This window comes from Streptomyces tsukubensis (assembly GCF_003932715.1).
GTDB lineage: Bacteria > Actinomycetota > Actinomycetes > Streptomycetales > Streptomycetaceae > Streptomyces > Streptomyces tsukubensis.
Map to the genome: position 1 here is coordinate 7,849,898 of NZ_CP020700.1, position 17,733 is coordinate 7,867,630.

Here is a 17,733-nt window from a genome sequence, read left to right on the forward strand (position 1 = left end):
CCTTACAGGGCGCCGAGCGGATCGTGCGGGGGTACGGGAGCCGGGGCCGCGGGCTGCCGGGCGTACGGATTGGGGGCGTCCACGGTCGTGCTGACCACGGCCCGCAGTGCGTGCCGCCGGTGCTCGGCGGAGAAGCTCAGGGGCTGATCGCGCAGGACGTCCCCCCGCTCCCCCCGCTCTTCGTCCCCGCCGGGCTCCCGCAGCACGGTCAGGGACACCGTCCGGTCCCGGGATCTCCGCCGCCCGTACCAGGGCGCGGCCCGCCAGGGTTCGCCGCTCAGTGCCGCGTCGAGCGGGACGTCGTGGACACCGAGGACGATCCCCGGATCGGGAGGACAGGAGCGGCGGCCGAGGAACAGGGCGTAGACGGGCGTCCGCAGGGCGCCCGCCAGCTCGTCGAGGAACGCGCGGTCCCCCTCAAGACCGGCGGTGAAGACCGCGTCCGCGAGGTAGAACCGCTCCGACAGCGGCATCGACTTGCCGGTGGCCGCGTGATGGGCGGTCTGGAAGTCCCGTACGTGAACCCCCGGCTGGTCGATGCGGACCCCGAACCGGAGCGCCGCCAGCCGTGCCAGGCCCTCGTCGTCGCCGCGGTCGATGCCCCGCGCCGCCGCCAGCAAGCCGATGACACCGCTCTTGGTGGGGGCGGACTGCGTCGTACGGCGTACGAAGCGGGCCGAGGCGCCCCAGGCCTGGAGGGGCCCCGCGAGCCGCAGCAGCAGCACGCTCATGCGGGCTTGTCCAGGCGTTCCGCGACGGCCTGCCCGACGGACCTGACCAGGTCCTCGATGCGGTCCTGCTCGGTGCCGAGGCCGCTCAGCTTCTCCGTGGCGGGGCCCACCCGCAGCACCCAGGAGACGGTGGTCCCCTCGTCGCCGTACTTCTGCTCCACGTCCGGTACGTACTCGGCGAGCCGGCCGACGGCCTCGCGCAAGTATCCGCCCGTGCCGGTGACGGCCTCCTCGAACGCCGCGACGTAGCTCATCGGCCGGGTGGTCCGCAGCTTGACGATCACGGCGTCCGGCACGGTGTGGTGACCGAAGGTGTTGATCTTTCCGGTGGGGAGGGATTCCAGGAAGCTCTGCACGAACGCCTCGACCGCGCGCCGCACCGGCGTGCTCCGGGCCTCGTCGTCGCGCAGGCCTCCGCCGAGGTTTCCGGCGAGCTGGTGGACGTTGAGAGCCGCGTAGCGGTAGAGGGTGGCGGAGTTGAAGTCGACCGTGCCGATCATCCCGGCCCCGGTCTCTTCGACGCTGTTCTTGTCGTCGACCGCCGTGTAGTAGTCCGATTCGGTGTCGACCCGGTGCACGCTGATGGCGTGGGCGACCTGGACCGCGGCGTCCACGTTGAAGTCCGCCGAGTCCGCCACCATCCGGCCGAACAGCGCGATGTCGACGGAGTGCCGGGTGTTGGCGATCTCCTTCGCCCTGGCCTTGTTGGCCTTGTCCTGGAGGTACGCCTTGATGTCGGCCGCGCCGTCGACGGCGAGCGCGGCGAGGCCGTCGAGCTGCCGGGAGCTGAGGAACATCAGGTACTTCGACTCCGGCGCCGGCCCGTCGTCGCCGTCCTTCGCCGCATCGGCCTTCCGCTTCGGCGGTTCGATCTTGGAACCGGTGGCGGTCTGGATCACGGTGGCCGCGAGCAGGAGGGCCGCCGCCTCGTCGAGCGCCGGATCGACGGCGGTGATCCGGGCGGCGAGCACCTCGGCGACCTTCTTCGTCCGTACCCCCAGCTCACCGGGGTCGAGCAGGTCCTGCTTCTCGAAGTACGACCGGGTGGCCCGCTTCCAGGCCTGGCTGGACACCCGGGAACGCGGCACCCCGCCGTAGACGGCGGACTTCGGGGCGCCGGTGTCGTCGCGGTTGAGATTGCTGGGCGGCACCGTCTGCAGCGCGTGCACATCGAGGAAGAGGCGGTTCACGAGGCGTCCTTGTCAGGCGTGTCGGTGGAGTCGTCCGGGGCGGCAGAGCCGCTGCCGGTGGTGTCGTCGCCGGTGGCACCGGCGGGCCGGTAGGAGTGGAAGGATCTGCCCCAGGCGCGCCGTACGGTCTCCTGCCCCCCGGGCGACTGCCAGAGATAGAGCTGCTCGGCCAGCAGCCCGTAGTCCAGGGGGATGTCGGCGCCGCGCAGCAGCAGCACGATCTCCCGCAGCCGCTGGGCCAGTACGGACAGGGTGGGGGCCGTTCCGGCGCGGACGAAGCGTTTGCGTACGGGCTCGTCGATATCGCCGGGCCGCATCAGCGCACGCGCGGCCGTACCGAGGCCGCGGGGCTCGGTACGGGACCCGAGCCGGTGCATGGCCGTGCCCCGCGACTGCTGGTGCAGCGCCCACAGGGTCACCGCCACGTGCACGGCGTCCTCGGCGCGGGTGAGTTCGGCCTCGGTGGGCCGTCGGCGGCCCTCGGGCACCTCGGCCAGCGGCCCGGTGTCGACCAACCCCCACAGGTCCGGCACCTGCGCGATCTGCTTGCCCGCGCCGCGCCGCAGCCTGGCCAGCGCGGCCACGGCGGAGGGCCGGTCGGCCAGGAAGCCCCGCTGCTTCTCGGAGATGAGGGCGCGGGTGAGGTTCCGGACGCGCTCCTCGGTCCGTTCTCCGGTCCCGGTCTCTGCCGCTGACGAGGTGGGAGTGGTCATCGTGGTGCCTTCGGAGTGGGTTCGGAATCGGTGTTCGGTGAGCCGTCGTCACCGGTGCTGAACGGGTGGCTGAGCGCCTTGGCGAGCCGGATGCGGAACCATCTCTCCGCACTGCCCGAGTGCAGCCACTCCTTGCCCTTCCTGCCGTCGACGACCCGGCCCGCCCAGGCCTTGTCGCCGGACTCGTGGACGAGCTGCCGGCCGAGGCGCTCCAGACGGCGGTGCGCCTCCTGCTGCCAGCGGACACGGTGCTCGAAGGGGTCTTCGTCGGGGGTCAGCTGCCGCAGCCAGGCGCGGTACGGATCGTCGAGCTCCGCGAATCCACGGGCGCGGGCGGCGGCGCGTGGCCCCTCGGGTTGGCCGCCGGACGCCCTGGCGAGGTCGGTCGCGAGATCGCCCAGGGCTGTGACGGCCTGCTCGGCGTCGGCCACCGCGTCCTTGGCCTGCTGGGCGTGCGGCCGGCTCCGCTCGTGCAGCAGAACGACGGACATCGCCAGCCGGTCGTCGACGACCTCGTCGACGACGGACTGCTGGGTGCCGTAGACCACGCCGACCGTCCGGGTCCGGACGAGGAGCCCGCGGGGCAGTTCGCCTTCCGTCACCAGCCGGGCCACCCATTCGAGGACACCCGGCCGCAAGGAGCTCGGCGGCTCCGCCCCGCCGCCGGAGGGCCCGGACCGGGGCGTGATCAGGGCCTCCAGGCCCCGCCACACCGACCGCGCCGGATCGTGCTCCCGCGGCAGATAGACGGGCGACTCGCCCCGTTTCTTCTCCTGGGCGGGACTTCTGCGCCAGGCGGTCATGGGCTCGGCGCCCTGCTTGTTGTGCGGCGCGAGCGGGTCACCGTACCCGAGGACCACCCCGTGCACGCCCTGCGCGTCGAAGTGGAGCCGCAGCCGCCGGGTCTGCCAGGTGTACAGCTCCCGCGGCCCCTTCGGCCCCGGGCGGTCGGCCGGGCCGGGTCCGTACGGCTTCTGCCGCCAGGCGGGCAGATCACCGGGAGCCCACCGCATTCCGCCACCGTCGGTCGCGATCAGGTTCAGCAGGAGCGTCTCGCGCAGCGAGGCCCCTTCGACGAGGACCCCGCCGAGCGTTCCCGCCCAGCCGACGCCCAGCGGATACACCTTGCCGCTGCGGACCCGCGGGTCGCCGTCGATTCCGGTCTTGATGCCCGAGGTGTCATAGGCATGGGCATGGACGACCCAGCGCGCGGCCTCGGCGAACTCCAGTCGGCCGACGTCGGGCATCCGGGAGCTGAAGAACGGCTCGCCGTTGGGCACATCGGCGACGATCCGGTTCAGCGAGAACACCTCGCCGTGGGCCGTACGTAACCCGGCAGCCTGCAGGAACGGCAGCCGGGGATGGAGCAGGTCGAACCGTTCGGCATGCTCGTCGAGATACTCGGCCAGCGGTGCGAAACAGCCCCGGTCGGCCCAGAGCTCCCCCCAGTGTTCGGTATCGCGGGGGCCGTCGAGTGCGTCGTGGGCCAGGGCGAGCAGCAGACGCGTCAGCGCGAAGTCGAGCGTGGGCAGTTCGCCCGCGACACAGTGCACGTCGTCGGCCCGGGCGAAGACCTCGCGCAGCGACAGTTCGCTCTGTGTCCCGTCCCGCCACAGCACCGGTATCCAGGGCCGGGCGGTCAGGTCGAACGACAGGGTCCCGGGCGGGGTGGTCGTCGCGTCGAAGTCGGTGTCAGTCACGGGTCACCTCCAGGCCGTCGGTGCGGCTGTAGCGGAGTGAGAAGCCTGCCAGACGGGTCTGACAATCCTCGTCGAGCGCCAGGATCAGCTGCCCCGCCAGCCAGGGGCTCTCCTTCGACTGCCAGGCGGGTACGTAGAGTTCCTCCAGTTCGGTGATGGCCCGGTCCATCACCTCGGCGGGCGAGAACGCCATCGGCAACCGCAGCCCGCACCCGGCGGCCGCCCGCGCGGCGCGGGGCACCGGCACCCGGTCGCGGGGGAGTTCCAGACCGCCCCGGCCGCCGGCGAGCCACGGCAGTGTCACCAGCTTCCCGTCCGCCCGCCGTTGGACCACGACGACCTCCAGGCTCTCCCTGCTGTCGCGCACCTGGGCCCGGCCCGCGCGGGTGTCGTCGGCGTCGCCCGCTCCGGCCGCGACCCAGCCGACGAGGGAACGGCCCGGACGTTCCGCCGCGCCGAGGCGGAACACGGACGCCCGCTCGGACTGATCGGCGCGGTGCTTCTCGTACCGCTCCCGCGCGGACTCCAGCGCCTCCGCCCACCCCTCGGGGAGCGCGCCGGTCTCGTCCCCGTAGGCGCCCTGGACCAGCGGGCTGATGTCCTGGGGGAGGCGCACCGGCCGCCGGGGTTCCCGGAGGTGCGGCAGCAGGACGGCGGCGGAGCGCAGCAGCGCGTACTCCCCGTACACGGCCACCGAACCCCGTACCGGCGCCGGTACCTGTGCGGTCCAGTCGGCGCCGGTCACGAGGCACCGGGCCGTCCGGAGCCGCCGCGGGCGCTCCGACTGGCCCTCGCCACGGTGGTGCCGGTGGAGGCGCCCCATCCGCTGGAGCATCAGGTCGACCGGGCACAAGTCCGTCACCAGCAGATCGAAGTCGACGTCGAGCGACTGCTCCGCGACCTGGCTGGCGACCACGATGTGCGCGCCACGGGGCCGCCTCCCGGCCGCCGTCTCCGGCGGGCCGAACCGGTCCAGCAGATCGGCGTCCTTGGCGGCGCGGTCGAGGTCGACGAAACAGGAATGGGCCACCGTCACGGCGTCCGCACCGAAGCGTTCCCGCAGGGCGTGCGCGGTCTCCACGACCCGCCGCACTGTGTTGCGCACGACGAGCACACAGCCGCCGTCGTTGTCGTTCTTGTCGTTGTTGTCCAGGCCGAGTTCGGCGGTGAGACGGTCCGCGAGGGCGGGGAGTTCGTCGTCGATCGGCTCCAGGACGACATGGCCGCCCCGCGAGGACGCCGGAGGGCGTCCGACGATCGGGGCCCCGCCCGGGGCGACGGCCGTGAGCAGGGGGTACGCCGTGGCCGCCGCCACCTCCTCGTAGGAGTCCTCCGCGGTGCCCCCGTAGGCGGCCGCCAACTGCCGTCGCCGCCCGGCGGGCAGCGTCGCGGAGAGCACGACGACCGGCACCCGGTAGGCACCGAGCCACGACAGCACCCGGTCGAGATACACGCTCATGTACGTGTCATAGGCATGCGCCTCGTCGATGACGACGACCTTGCCCGCGACCGCGAGATGGCGCAGCACGAGATGGCGGCTCTTGAGCCCGGCGAACAGCAACTGGTCGACCGTCCCCGCGACGAAGGACGACAGCATCGCCTTCTTCCGGCCGCGCAGCCAGGCATGGGCGACCAGCTCGGCGGGGGCGTGGCGGCGCTTGTCCGAGGGGCGCCAGTCCGTCTCGTCGGCATCCATGTCGACGGCGGCGATCCGCTGCTGCCGGCCGTCGCGGAGCAGTTCGGCGTAGGTGTCGTTGAGCGCGGATTTAGCATGCGCGAGCAGGACGGAGCGCGGGACTCCGGTCGGGTGGGGGAGCCGGTCCAGCCAGCGCAGCAGACGGGGGAACATGGCGTTGCCGGTCGCCATTGTGGGCAGCGCGAAGAACAGCCCGCCCGCACCCGAACGGGCCCCGAAAATCTCGGCCACGGCCAGCGCCGCCTCGGTCTTGCCCTCGCCCATCGGCGCCTCGACGATCATCAGCCCGGGCACGGGCATCTCCCGCGCCAGCCGTACCGCGGCCTCCTGCACCGGCCGCACGGCGGCCCCCGGCGGCAGATCGAAACGGGCGGCGAACAGCTCCTGGGCCTCGTGCTCCGGCTCCTTGGCCCGCCAGGGCGGCGGCAGCCGGAGCCCCCGCCAGGCGGCGGCGATCCGCTCCTCGCCGCTCCGGGTCTCCTCCGGGAAGTACGGGAAGAGGTCGGGGTTGCTGGCGATCCAGTCCGCGACGATCACCACGGAGCCGAGCAGCACCTGCACGGGCTGGGGAAGGGCGACGGACCGCCAGGCGTCGAGCCGCTCCCGTACGCCGTACTCGTCGGCACAGGCGTCGAGCAGCTCGTCCTGTACGCGCCCCCAGAGCCCGGCGCTCGGCCCCGGGGTACGGAGCAGATGCGGGCGGTCGTAGAGGTCGGTGAGCTGACCGTGCTGGGGCGGAGTCCCGTGATGCCCCCCGACGACTACCCCGAACTGTCCGCACCGTTTGGCGGGCCAGCCCTGCCGTTCTTCGAGCCACTCCTCCAGCAGGACCTGTCCCGCGAGCCCGTGCGGGGCGAGCAGACGGTCGTTGCGCAGCTGGGCACGGGTCTTCATGGTGAGCCCGTGCTGCCCCATGGTGGCGGCGAGTCCTTCCACCTGGCAGGCGAAGGCGGGTGTGGCCTTGCCGATGTCGTGTACGGCGGCCAGCCAGACGGTCAGCAGCCGGGCGTCGTCCGCGCCGCCGGGCAGGGCGTCACCGACCAGTTTCCGGACGTTGGCGGGCAGCCAGTGGTCCCAGAGCAGCCCGGCGACGGCGGCGCTGTCGGCCATGTGCCGCCAGAGCGGCAGCCAGCCTTCGGTGTCCCGATCGTGCTTCGCCCATACGGACCGCACCGGTCCGGTAAGGCGCTCCCCAAGACCCATGCGTGTCTTTCCCGTTGAGTGCTGTGCGAGTGCTCAGGGAGATACCTACCGTCAAAGCGGTGGCCATGGCAGCAGATCGGAAAAGATGAGCGCGTTTGTGGCTGATCCGCTGGAATCGGGGAATGGAGACGCGCGCCACGTCTAGGATGCGAGCCCGCGCTGCCGGGTGGGTGGGGGTGTCTGGGTGGAGATGTCGGGTGCGGTGAAGTTGATGGGAAGTGGGTGGGGCGGGGGGTAAGGGCGCAGGTCAGGGAGTGTGCTCCCCGCGGGCGCGGGGATGGTCCCGCCGGACGTGCGTCTCGTACTTGGCGTACGTCGTGCTCCCCGCGGGCGCGGGGATGGTCCCATGACCATCGACCCCGACACCATCCCCGCCACGTGCTCCCCGCGCGCGGGGATGGTCCCGTCCGGACCTCGTCGAGGTCCCAAGGGTTCCGGTGCTCCCCGCGCGCGGGGATGGTCCCTTCGACGGCAAGGCCGCCCGGGACGGGATGCTGTGCTCCCCGCGGACGCGGGGATGGTCCCGACGTCCGGAAGGAGCTCGTGGACGTCGCCGTGTGCTGCCCGCGGGCGCGGGGATGGTCCCGGGCGGTGTCTCACCGGGCGCCGATGCCGCGGGTGCTCGCCGCCCCCGCGGGGCTGGCCCCTGGATGCCGCTCCTGGTCGGGACGCCCGCCCATTGCTCCCCGCCCCCGCGGGGATGGTCCCGACATTGCGGCACTCCGGGGCGCACGGCTCGTGTGTTCCCCGCGCCGCGGGGATGGTCCCCGCGCACCTCTGCCGTTCGGTCACGGGGCTTGGTGCTCCCCGCCCCGCGGGGCTGGCCCGCTCGGGACGATCGGCGCCGGCACCCGGCGTCACCGCTCCCCGCCCCCCGCGGGGCTCCCGCCCCGGAGGCGGTCGATCAGGGGTGAACTCCCCCTCCCCGTACGGCCGTACGGGCTCCGCCCGGCTCCTCCTGCGCCACGGACCCCGATTCGTGCGCCGACGGCTTCGGGGGCCTAAGCTCTGCCGTGTGCTCGACGTGAGGCGTATGTGGGTGCTCTGCGCTGTGGTCGCAGGAGGATCGGTCACCGCGGCGGCCGCCCGGCTGGGGTACACGCCGTCCGCCGTCAGCCAGCAGGTGGCGGCGCTGGAGCGGCAGACCGGGACGGCCCTGCTGGAGCGGGTCGGACGTGGGGTGCGGCCCACCGCCGCCGGGCGGTTGCTCGCCGAGCACGCCGTGCTCATCGGGCGGCAGATCGCCGAGGCGGAGACCGCGCTCGCAGATCTGTGCGCCGGACGGACCGGACGGCTCGTCGTGCGGTACGCGCCCGGTTCCGGCGCCGGACTCGTCGCGCCCGCCGTGGCGCTGCTGCGGGCCGGGCATCCCGACGTACGCATCGACCTCGGGCCCGCCGACGACGACTCCGCGCTCGCCGACGTCGCCCGCGGGCTGGTCGACCTCGCCGTCGTCACCCGTCTGCCGGGCCCGCCCGACGGTGTACCGGACGGGGTGCGGCTGGAGCATCTGATGGACGACGCCTACCGGGCCGTCCTGCCCGCCGGACACCCCCTCGCCGCCCGCCGCGTGGTCGACCTCGACGAACTCGCCCGCGAACCGTGGATCAGCTCCGGCGACCCCGGCCCGGACGGGCTGCGCCACGCCAGGGCCGCCGTCGCCGCCGGACCCGAGATCGTGGTGACCGGCGAGGACCAGGCCGCCGTGCAGAGCCTGGTCGCCGCGGGCCTCGGTATCGCACTCGTCCCGCAGCTGGGCCTCGGCACCCGGCATCCCGGGGTCGTCGTCCGCCGGGTGCGCAACCCCGGCCCCGTCCGGCCGGTCCACGCCGCGCTGCGGGCCGCGCCCGGCGGGCATCCGGCCGTACCGTTCCTGCTCGACGCCCTGCGCGACGCCGCACCCCGCAGCACCGACCGGCGTACTCCGCGGCGCCCCGTCGAAGCGCCCCGTACGGACGGGCCGAGGGTCCCGCGTCCGGCCCCGGCGGGTTAGGGTCCGGGCATGCCCGCACAGACCTCGTACGACGCCGTGATCGTCGGTGGCGGCCACAACGGCCTGGTCGCCGCCGCCTACCTGGCCCGCGCGGGCCGCTCCGTACTCCTCCTCGAACGGGCCCCCGTCACCGGCGGCGCGGCCGTCTCCACCCGGCCCTTCGCCGGGGTCGACGCCCGGCTCTCGCGCTACTCGTACCTGGTGTCCCTGCTGCCCGACACGATCGTGCGCGACCTCGGCCTCGCCTTCGCCGTACGGAAGCGGACGGTCTCCTCCTACACCCCGTACGGCACCGGCGGACTGCTCGTCGCGGCGGGCCGGACCCGGGACTCCTTCGCCGCGCTGACCGGCGGAGACCGCGAGTACGAGGCATGGAACGCCTTCTACGGAATGACGGGACGGGTCGCCGCGCGGGTGTTCCCCACCCTGACCGAACCGCTCCCGACCCGTGAGGAACTCCGGGCGCGCATCGACGACGACACGGCCTGGCGCACGCTCTTCGAAGAGCCCGTCGGAGTCGCGGTGGAGGAGCGGTTCCGGCACGACCTCGTCCGGGGCGTGGTGCTGACCGACGCCCTGATCGGCACCTTCGCGGACGCCCACGACCCCGGTCTCGTACAGAACCGCTGCTTCCTCTACCACGTCATCGGCGGCGGGACCGGCGACTGGGACGTCCCGGTCGGCGGTATGGGCGCCCTCACCGACGCCCTCGCCGCGGCCGCCCGTTCCGCGGGCGCCGAGCTGCTCACCGGCCACGAGGTCACCCGGATCGACACCGACGGCACCACCGCCGGGATCGGCTGGACCGCGGACGGCCGGGACGGTACGGTCGCCGCCCGCCACGTCCTGGTGAACGCCGCCCCGCGCGAACTCGCCCGGCTGCTCGGTGAAGAGCCGCCCGGCCCGGCTCCCGAGGGCGCACAGTTCAAGGTGAACATGCTGCTGCGCAGGCTGCCCGCGCTGAAGGACGCGTCGGTCGACCCGCGCCGGGCCTTCGCGGGCACGTTCCATATCTCCGAGGGATACGAGCAGCTCGCGACCGCCTACCGGGAGGCGTCGGCCGGGCGGCTGCCGAGCGCGCCCCCGTCGGAGATCTACTGCCACTCGCTGACCGACCCCTCCATCCTCGGGCCCGGTCTCGCCGCCGACGGGCACCACACACTCACCCTGTTCGGCCTGCACACGCCCGCCCGCCTGTTCGCCGGGGACAACGACCGCACCCGTACGGAACTCCTCGCCCGGACCCTCACCGAGCTGGACTCCCATCTCGCCGAACCCCTCGCGGACTGTCTCGCCGTCGACGCCGACGGAGCGCCGTGCATCGAGGCGAAGACCCCGCTGGACGTGGAACGGGAGGTCGGCATGCCGGGCGGGCACATCTTCCACCGCGACCTCGCCTTCCCGTACGCCACGGAGGAGACCGGCCGCTGGGGAGTGGAGACCGGGCACGCCAACGTCCTGCTGTGCGGGGCGGGCGCGGTACGCGGCGGCGGCGTCAGCGGGATCCCCGGACACAACGCGGCCATGGCGGCCCTCGGCCGCTGATCCGAGGGGGGACGGAAAGAAGCACGCCGGGTACAGGGAAGAAGTACGCCGGGTGCAGCCAAATTCAGCCGTCCTGCCCCGTTCCCGGTCGGTACCGAGGCGACGCCCCCTACCGTGATGATCATGGTCGTGTCCGTGGCGAAGGGCGCGCGGACGATCGGACCGGTCGGACGAGGTACGGGAGCGGGACATGGGCACTGAGTGGCGTGAGCGGTCCGTGGTCGTCACGGGCGCGACCCGTGGGATCGGACGGGGTATCGCGGAGTTGTTCGCCTCCCGGGGGGCGGCCGTGGCCGTCACCGGCCGGGACGCGGCGACCGCCGGGAAGGCCGCCGACGAGCTGGCCGCCGCCACGGGCGGCCGGGTCATCGGGCTGGGGCTCGACCTGCGGGATCCGGACGCCGCCGAGGCGTTGGCCGAGGAGGTCGAGCGGCGCCACGGGCATGTGGACGTCGTCTGCGCGAACGCCGGGGTCTTCCCGGAGAAGCCGCTGCGGGAGATGACGGCCGCCGATATCGACGAGGTCCTCGCCGTGAATCTGCGCGGGTCGATCCTGGTGACGAAGGCGTTCCTGCCCGCCATGGAGCGCGCCGGGCACGGCAGGGTCGTCCTGACGTCCTCCATCACCGGCCCCGTCACCGGCTACAAAGGCTGGTCCCACTACGGGGCGAGCAAAGCCGGTCAGCTCGGCTTCCTGCGGAGCGCGGCACTGGAGCTCGCCCCGGCCGGGATCACCGTCAACGCCGTCCTGCCCGGCAATGTACGCACCGAGGGCCTGGCCGAGCTGGGCGATGACTATCTGCGGCGGATGACCGCGTCGATTCCCGCCGGCCGGCTCGGCGAGACCGCCGACATCGCGCATGCGGTGCTGTTCCTCGCCTCCGACGAGGCGTCGTTCATCACCGGCCAGACCCTCACCGTCGACGGGGGCCAGACGCTTCCCGAATCCCTCGACGCCCTCGCCTGAACGACCGAGGGACACCGGCGGGCCCGGGCCGGATACGCTCACCGCGGCCCGGCCCGGCCGCCTGCTGGACGCCCGGTCGGCTCAGTCCTCCGAAGGCGTCCAGCCGTTCGCTTCGATCCGGGCGGCATCCGCCGACCGCGCCTCGTCGAAGACCGTCCGGTGTCCGTCCTCGACCCGTATCCCGTCCACGTACACGCCCCGCCCCACGTACCGCAGGTCGGTGGTGTACCGCCAGCGCAGCCGCAGGCCGCCGGTGCCGCTCCAGGGGGACAGGTCGGCCGTCATCCGGTGCCAGCACCGGCCGGAGAAACCGGTCGCCGTGCCCGCCGGGTGTTCCCGGTCCGGGGCCCCGGCACGGGCCGTGCGGAACGGAACGGGCGCCCAGGTGGTGCCGCCGTCCGGGGAGGCCTCCAGGAAGAGTGTGTCCGCCGACGGCTCGGTGTCCCACCACAGGGAGCAGCGCAGCCGCGAGGCGCTCGTGGTGAGGGCGGGCAGCGCGAGGGTGGCGGTGGTGCCGGAGGCCATACCGGAGAACCAGGCGGTACGGCCGTGGGCCGGACGGACCGGAACCGCCCGCGCCAGCCGGTCGGCCGCAGCGACCCGGGGCGCGCTGCCGGAGCGCCAGGTGCGCACCGGGTGCACGGAGTTGCCGAGGACGATCAGGAAGGAGTCCGTCGTCGGGTCCAGGACGAGGCTCGTACCGGTGAAACCGGTGTGTCCGGCGGTCCGGGGCGTGGCCATCGCGCCCATGTACCAGTGCTGGTTCAGCTCGAAGCCGAGGCCGTGCTCGTCCCCGGGGAAGGCGGTGTTGAAGTCGGTGAACATCAGCTCGACGGAGTCGGGGCGCAGGATCCGGGCCCGGCCGTAGGAGCCGCCGTTGAGGAGCGTACGGGCCAGAACGGCGAGGTCCCAGGCGCAGGAGAAGACACCCGCGTGGCCCGCGACCCCGCCGAAGGAGTACGCGTTCTCGTCGTGGACCTCGCCCCACACCATGCCCCGGTCCAGCCCCGACCACGGCGGCCGGGAGTCCTCGGTGGCCGCGATCCCCGGGCGCCAGGAGAGCGGCGGGTTGAAGCGGGTACGGCGCATCCCGAGCGGAGCGGTGATCTCGTCGTGCAGCAGGACGTCCAGCGGGCGGCCCGTGAGCTTCTCCAGGATCAGCTGGAGGGAGATCAGATTGAGGTCGGAGTAGAGGTACGCCGAACCGGGCACGGACGCCGGACGCTCGGCCCACAGCATCCGCAGCTTCCCCTCCCGGGTCGGCTCCCGGTACAGCGGGATCCACGACCGGAATCCCGAGGTGTGGGTCAGCAACTGCCGTACGGTAACGGCCTCCTTGCCCGCCGCCCCGAACTCCGGCAGATACGCGGCCACCTTCTCGTCCAGCTCCAGTGCCTCCCGCTCGACGAGCTGCACCGCGAGAATCGACGTGAACAGCTTGGAGACCGAGGCGAGGTCGAAGACGGTGTCCTCGGTCATCGGGATCTGCTCGTGCGGCGGCAGCTCCACCGCGGTGTCGGTCTTCTCGTCGTACGCGGCGTAGCGCCGGGCCAGTCCGATCGGCCGGTGCAGCGCGACCGTGCCGCCGCGCCCGGCGAGCAGCACGGCGCCCGCGTACCAGGGGCGGGGGCGGGTGGGGGAGGGGCGGAGGTAGGACTCGGCGTCGGTGACGAGGTCGTCGAGCCGGGCGGCGATCAGCCCGGCCCGGGCGGGGCTGCCGCGCCGCAGGGTGGGCCGGGCGCGGCGGCCGTCTGCCGTGCTCGTACCGGAGGGTGCCGGGGCCGCCCGGGCGAACGGTACGGGTGCGAGCGCCAGGGCGCCGCCCAGTGCCAGTACCCCGCCGCCCAGCCTCCGCCGGCTGATCCCGCTGCCGTCCGCCGCCGCGTCCTTCGTCACCCGTGCGCCCCGTCTCTGCGTCTCCGCGTCGCTGAAAACCTCTGTCGCCGAAAGTATCTTTCGACGTGCCGAGCGGCAGTGAAACGTTCTTTCAGTGAGTTACCGCTGTCAACAGGGCGGACCGTGAGACCGGGCGGTGTGGTGGTCGATCCTCCCCATGGCCGTTCCGGCCTCCGGTATATCTTGCCGCCATGACAAGGGAGTTCGACCTGGCTCCGTCCCTTGCCCGGGGTGTTGCGGACCGGGCGGGCGCATGGGAGTTCATCCGGGGGTTCGCCGCGCACTGGGCCCGCCCCCTGTCGCGTGGGGACGGTCGGCCGGAGGCCGAGCTGGCCCGGGCCGAGGAGCGGCTCGGGCTCCGGCTGCCGGCCGCCCTCCGGGAGGCGTATCTGCTCCTGGGGCGGCGCCCCGATCTCACCGGAAGCGTTGACGCCCTGCTCGCTCCGGCCGAGCTCTACGTGGACGGTGCCGGTGAGGCGCTGGTTTTCCGGCGCTCGGACGAGGGGGACGCGTCCTGGGGCATACCGCTGGACCGGCTGGCCGAGAGCGATCCTCCCGTCGGCATCCGGGCCCATCTGCCGGATGACACCGCCGAGCGGTGGGAGGGCTGGCTGGAGCGGCTGTCGCTCTGTTTCGTGGAGCTGGTGCTCTCCGAGTCACTGCGCACCCCGGGCCGTCCACGTGCCTTCCTGGACCCGGACGACACGCATATCGAGCTGTTGGAGGAACATGCCGTCCGGCTGCCCTTCCCGCCCTATCCGGTCGGTCGGGAGGAGGGCGGGGGACGCTGGTTCCTGGCCGGAGATGTCCTCCTGTATGACGGCGGCGGTATGTCGCTCTACGCCCGGGGACGTTCGGCGGCGGGGCTCGAACGCGTCAGGGAACTGATCCCCGGGGAGTGGCTCGACGAGGGAGTCGGCCCCGTGGAATCCTTGGAGACCGGGCCACGGCAGGGCGGCCACGCCTGAAGCAACTGAATGAAAGCGGCCGTGATCACGAACAAAACCGCTGGTGAAGAAGCCTCGTCCCCGCGCACGCGGGGATGCTCCCCCAGAGGACAAGGGGGTCGACGCCGAGGATGCCTCGTCCCCGCACACGCGGGGATGCTCCCGGCCAGGTCGGTCCTGCGATGAATTCGGCATCTGCCTGTCCCGCGCACACAGTCTGACGCATCATCAGGGAAACATCTTCCCGTCTCCGCGCCGCTACGGCATCCTGCGCCCATGGAGACGGAGCTGAGCACAGCCCTCGGCGTCGAACACGCCATCTTCGGCTTCACGCCGTTCCCCGCGGTGGCCGCCGCACTGACCCGCGCCGGCGGTTTCGGCGTCCTCGGTGCCGTCCGCTACACCGCGCCCGACGACCTCCGGCGCGATCTGGACTGGATGGAGAAGCACACCGGCGGGAAGCCGTACGGGCTGGACGTCGTGATGCCCGCGAAACCCGCCGAGGTACCCGGCGACCGGAGCCTCACCGAAGCCGATGCCGAGGCGATGATCCCCGACGGACACCGGCGCTTCGTCGACGGGATACTCGCCCGCCACGACGTTCCGGGACTGCCCGACGGCGAGGCCTCCGGCTGGCGGATCACCGGCTGGATGGAGCAGGTCGCCCGCAGACAGCTCGACGTCGCCTTCGACTATCCGATCCGGCTGCTCGCCAACGCGCTGGGCTCGCCGCCCGCCGATGTCGTGGACCGGGCGCACGAGCGGGGCGTACGGGTCGCCGCGCTCGCCGGCAGTGCCCGCCACGCCCGCCACCACGCCGACGCCGGGATCGACGTCGTCGTCGCCCAGGGGTACGAGGCGGGCGGCCACACCGGGGAGATCGCGACCATGGTGCTCACCCCCGAGGTCGTCGACGCCGTCGCCCCGCTGCCCGTCCTGGCCGCCGGGGGCATCGGCAGCGGACGGCAGATCGCCGCCGCCCTCGCGCTCGGTGCCCAGGGGGTGTGGCTCGGGTCGCTCTGGCTCACCGCAACCGAGGCCGACCTCCACTCCCGGGCCCTCACCGCGAAGCTCCTCGCCGCCGGTTCCGGCGACACCGTCCGCTCCCGGGCGCTGACCGGCAAACCGGCCCGGCAACTGCGGACCGCGTGGACCGATGCCTGGGACGATCCGGCCGGGCCCGGGCCGCTGCCCATGCCGCTCCAGGGACTGCTGGTCGCCGAGGCCGTGTCCCGGATCCAGCGGCACGAGGTCGCCCCGCTGCTCGGCACCCCGGTCGGGCAGATCGTCGGCCGGATGACCTCCGAACGGTCCGTACGGCAACTGGTCGACGAGCTGACCCGGGAGTTCGAGACCGCCGTGGACCGCGTCAACCGCATCGCGGGGAGGGACCGCTGATGCCCCGTACCCCGGTCGGACCGCCCGAACCGCCGGAACCGCCCGCCGCACCGGGCCCGTTCGGCCGGAGCCCGGCCGGTGAGAGTCCGGCCGGTCGGAGCCCGGCCGGTCAGGACCCACCGGTCCGGCACCCGGAGGCCCCCGCGCCGCCCAACGGCTTCTGGGCCCAGGCCGCCGCCGACCCCGGCCGGACCGTCCTCGTCGCCCCCGACGGCGAGACCTGGACGGCCGGACGGCTCCACTCCGCCGCCAACCGGCTCGTCCACGGACTGCGCGCCGCCGGGCTGACCCACGGCGACGCCTTCGCCACCGTCCTCCCCAACGGGGCCGAACTGCTGACCGCCCATCTCGCCGCCACCCAGGCCGGGATGTACCTCGTCCCCGTCAACCACCACCTCGTCGCCCCCGAGATCGCACACATCCTCACCGACTCCGGCGCCCGGGTCCTCATCGCCCACGAACGGTTCGCCGGACCGGTCGCCGAGGCCGCCGATCTGACGGGCCTGCCGCCTGCCGCCCGCCACGCCGTCGGCGCGATCGACGGCTTCGGCCCGTACCCTCGGCTCCTCGAAGGGCAACCGGACACCCCACCCGCCGACCGCCGTCTCGGCTGGGTGATGAACTACACCTCCGGAACCACCGGACGGCCCCGAGGCATCCGTCGCCCCCTGAGCGGCAGGCCCCCCGAGGAGGCCCATCTCGGCGGATTCCTCCGCTTCTTCGGCATCCGGCCCTTCGACGGACACGTCCATCTGGTCTGCTCACCGCTCTATCACACCGCCGTGCTCCAGTTCGCGGCCGCGTCCCTGCACATCGGGCACCCCCTGGTCCTGATGGACGGATGGACCCCCGAGGAGATGCTGCGGCTGATCGCGGAGCACCGCTGCACGCACACCCATATGGTGCCCACGCAGTTCCACCGGCTCCTCGCCCTGCCCGACGAGGTCAGAAGCCGGTACGACGTCTCCTCGCTGCGCCACGCCGTCCACGGCGCCGCCCCCTGCCCCGAGCAGGTCAAACGCGCGATGATCGACTGGTGGGGCCACTGCGTCGAGGAGTACTACGCCGCGAGCGAGGGCGGCGGTACGTTCGCCGGCGCCGAGGACTGGCTGAAGAAACCCGGCACCGTCGGCAGGGCCTGGCCCATCAGCGAGATCGCGATCTTCGACGACGACGGGAACCCGCTGCCGCCCGGCACCGTCGGAACCGTCTACATGACCATGCGGACGGGTGGCTTCCGCTACCACCGGGACGACGAGAAGACCGAGAAGAACCGCATCGGGGACTGGTTCACCGTCGGCGACCTCGGACTGCTCGACGACGACGGGTTCCTCTTCCTCCGCGACCGCAAGATCGACATGATCATCTCCGGTGGGGTCAATATCTACCCCGCGGAGATCGAAGCCGCGCTGCTCGCGCATCCGGCGGTGGCGGACGCCGCCGTCTTCGGGGTGCCGCACCCCGACCGGGGCGAGGAGGTCAAGGCCGTCGTCGAGCCCGCCGCGGACGCGGAGCCCGGCGAGGCGCTGGCAGGGGAGCTGCTCGCGCACTGCGCCGGGCTGCTGGCCTCGTACAAACGCCCCCGCAGCATCGACTTCACGGCGGCCCTGCCCCGCGACCCCAACGGCAAGCTGTACAAGCGCAGGCTGCGGGACCCGTACTGGGAGGGGCACGAGCGGCCCCTCTGACCGGGCAGCCGCCCGGACCGGCCCGACCCCGCAAAGCCCGCGCCACTGTTGGCGCAACCCCGCGCG

At 73.1% G+C, this 17,733-nt stretch carries 12 protein-coding genes; 6 read left to right on the top strand and 6 right to left on the bottom strand.

Annotation, left to right across the window (positions count from 1 at the left end; genetic code table 11):
• Positions 1-2: 2 nt before the first annotated feature.
• Genes cas5e through B7R87_RS33285 form a run of 5 tightly spaced genes read right to left on the bottom strand, consistent with a single transcriptional unit; the run spans position 3 to position 7,233 of the window.
• Positions 3-731 (bottom strand): type I-E CRISPR-associated protein Cas5/CasD, encoded by a 729-nt coding sequence (gene cas5e / locus B7R87_RS32255; RefSeq protein WP_006344765.1) that lies wholly within the window; start codon positions 729-731, stop codon positions 3-5.
• Positions 728-1,921, bottom strand: coding sequence for a type I-E CRISPR-associated protein Cas7/Cse4/CasC (cas7e, locus tag B7R87_RS32260; protein WP_006344764.1), 1,194 nt, complete (start codon positions 1,919-1,921; stop codon positions 728-730). The genes cas5e and cas7e overlap by 4 nt, the downstream gene beginning before the upstream one ends.
• On the bottom strand, positions 1,918-2,634 hold the full coding sequence (casB, locus tag B7R87_RS32265; RefSeq protein ID WP_006344763.1) for a type I-E CRISPR-associated protein Cse2/CasB: 717 nt from the start codon (positions 2,632-2,634) through the stop codon (positions 1,918-1,920). Before casB ends, cas7e begins: the two co-directional genes overlap by 4 nt.
• Entirely contained in the window at positions 2,631-4,334 is a 1,704-nt protein-coding gene (gene casA / locus B7R87_RS33280; protein WP_006344762.1) for a type I-E CRISPR-associated protein Cse1/CasA, read from the bottom strand. The genes casB and casA overlap by 4 nt, the downstream gene beginning before the upstream one ends.
• Positions 4,327-7,233 carry a CRISPR-associated helicase/endonuclease Cas3 gene (locus tag B7R87_RS33285; RefSeq protein ID WP_040912788.1) on the bottom strand — a complete coding sequence of 969 codons (2,907 nt, stop codon included), beginning with the start codon at positions 7,231-7,233 and terminating at the stop codon, positions 4,327-4,329. Before B7R87_RS33285 ends, casA begins: the two co-directional genes overlap by 8 nt.
• 1,033 nt (positions 7,234-8,266) lie before the next feature.
• On the opposite strand from B7R87_RS33285, the gene B7R87_RS32275 reads away from it, so the two are divergent.
• The 3 genes from B7R87_RS32275 (at position 8,267) to fabG (ending at position 11,738) form a co-directional block, all read left to right on the top strand.
• On the top strand, positions 8,267-9,226 hold the full coding sequence (locus B7R87_RS32275; RefSeq protein ID WP_006344760.1) for a LysR family transcriptional regulator: 960 nt from the start codon (positions 8,267-8,269) through the stop codon (positions 9,224-9,226).
• Positions 9,227-9,235: 9 nt separating this feature from the next.
• Positions 9,236-10,771 (top strand): phytoene desaturase family protein, encoded by a 1,536-nt coding sequence (locus B7R87_RS32280; protein WP_006344759.1) that lies wholly within the window; start codon positions 9,236-9,238, stop codon positions 10,769-10,771.
• Positions 10,772-10,961: 190 nt separating this feature from the next.
• Entirely contained in the window at positions 10,962-11,738 is a 777-nt protein-coding gene (fabG, locus tag B7R87_RS32285; protein ID WP_006344758.1) for a 3-oxoacyl-ACP reductase FabG, read from the top strand.
• A gap of 81 nt (positions 11,739-11,819) precedes the next feature.
• Here the strand turns inward: fabG and B7R87_RS32290 are convergent, their stop codons facing one another.
• Positions 11,820-13,634 carry a serine hydrolase domain-containing protein gene (locus B7R87_RS32290; RefSeq protein ID WP_130585127.1) on the bottom strand — a complete coding sequence of 605 codons (1,815 nt, stop codon included), beginning with the start codon at positions 13,632-13,634 and terminating at the stop codon, positions 11,820-11,822.
• A gap of 191 nt (positions 13,635-13,825) precedes the next feature.
• Between B7R87_RS32290 and B7R87_RS32295 the strand changes: the two genes are divergently transcribed.
• The 3 genes from B7R87_RS32295 to B7R87_RS32305 all read left to right on the top strand — a co-directional run bounded on the left by B7R87_RS32295 (position 13,826) and on the right by B7R87_RS32305 (position 17,667).
• Positions 13,826-14,602, top strand: coding sequence for an SMI1/KNR4 family protein (locus B7R87_RS32295; RefSeq protein ID WP_006344756.1), 777 nt, complete (start codon positions 13,826-13,828; stop codon positions 14,600-14,602).
• Between the two features lie 255 nt (positions 14,603-14,857).
• Positions 14,858-15,979 (top strand): NAD(P)H-dependent flavin oxidoreductase, encoded by a 1,122-nt coding sequence (locus B7R87_RS32300; RefSeq protein ID WP_006344755.1) that lies wholly within the window; start codon positions 14,858-14,860, stop codon positions 15,977-15,979.
• On the top strand, positions 15,979-17,667 hold the full coding sequence (locus B7R87_RS32305) for an acyl-CoA synthetase (protein WP_130585125.1): 1,689 nt from the start codon (positions 15,979-15,981) through the stop codon (positions 17,665-17,667). The genes B7R87_RS32300 and B7R87_RS32305 overlap by 1 nt, the downstream gene beginning before the upstream one ends.
• The last annotated feature ends 66 nt before the right edge of the window (positions 17,668-17,733 follow it).

Coding starts and splice junctions, on each gene's coding strand:
- B7R87_RS32295 (WP_006344756.1), top strand. CDS start 13,826: ATGACAAGGGAGTTCGACCTGGCTCCGTCCCTTGCCCGGGGTGTTGCG.
- B7R87_RS32300 (WP_006344755.1), top strand. CDS start 14,858: ATGGAGACGGAGCTGAGCACAGCCCTCGGCGTCGAACACGCCATCTTC.
- casB (WP_006344763.1), bottom strand. CDS start 2,634: ATGACCACTCCCACCTCGTCAGCGGCAGAGACCGGGACCGGAGAACGG.
- cas5e (WP_006344765.1), bottom strand. CDS start 731: ATGAGCGTGCTGCTGCTGCGGCTCGCGGGGCCCCTCCAGGCCTGGGGC.
- B7R87_RS32280 (WP_006344759.1), top strand. CDS start 9,236: ATGCCCGCACAGACCTCGTACGACGCCGTGATCGTCGGTGGCGGCCAC.
- B7R87_RS32305 (WP_130585125.1), top strand. CDS start 15,979: ATGCCCCGTACCCCGGTCGGACCGCCCGAACCGCCGGAACCGCCCGCC.
- fabG (WP_006344758.1), top strand. CDS start 10,962: ATGGGCACTGAGTGGCGTGAGCGGTCCGTGGTCGTCACGGGCGCGACC.
- B7R87_RS33285 (WP_040912788.1), bottom strand. CDS start 7,233: ATGGGTCTTGGGGAGCGCCTTACCGGACCGGTGCGGTCCGTATGGGCG.
- B7R87_RS32275 (WP_006344760.1), top strand. CDS start 8,267: ATGTGGGTGCTCTGCGCTGTGGTCGCAGGAGGATCGGTCACCGCGGCG.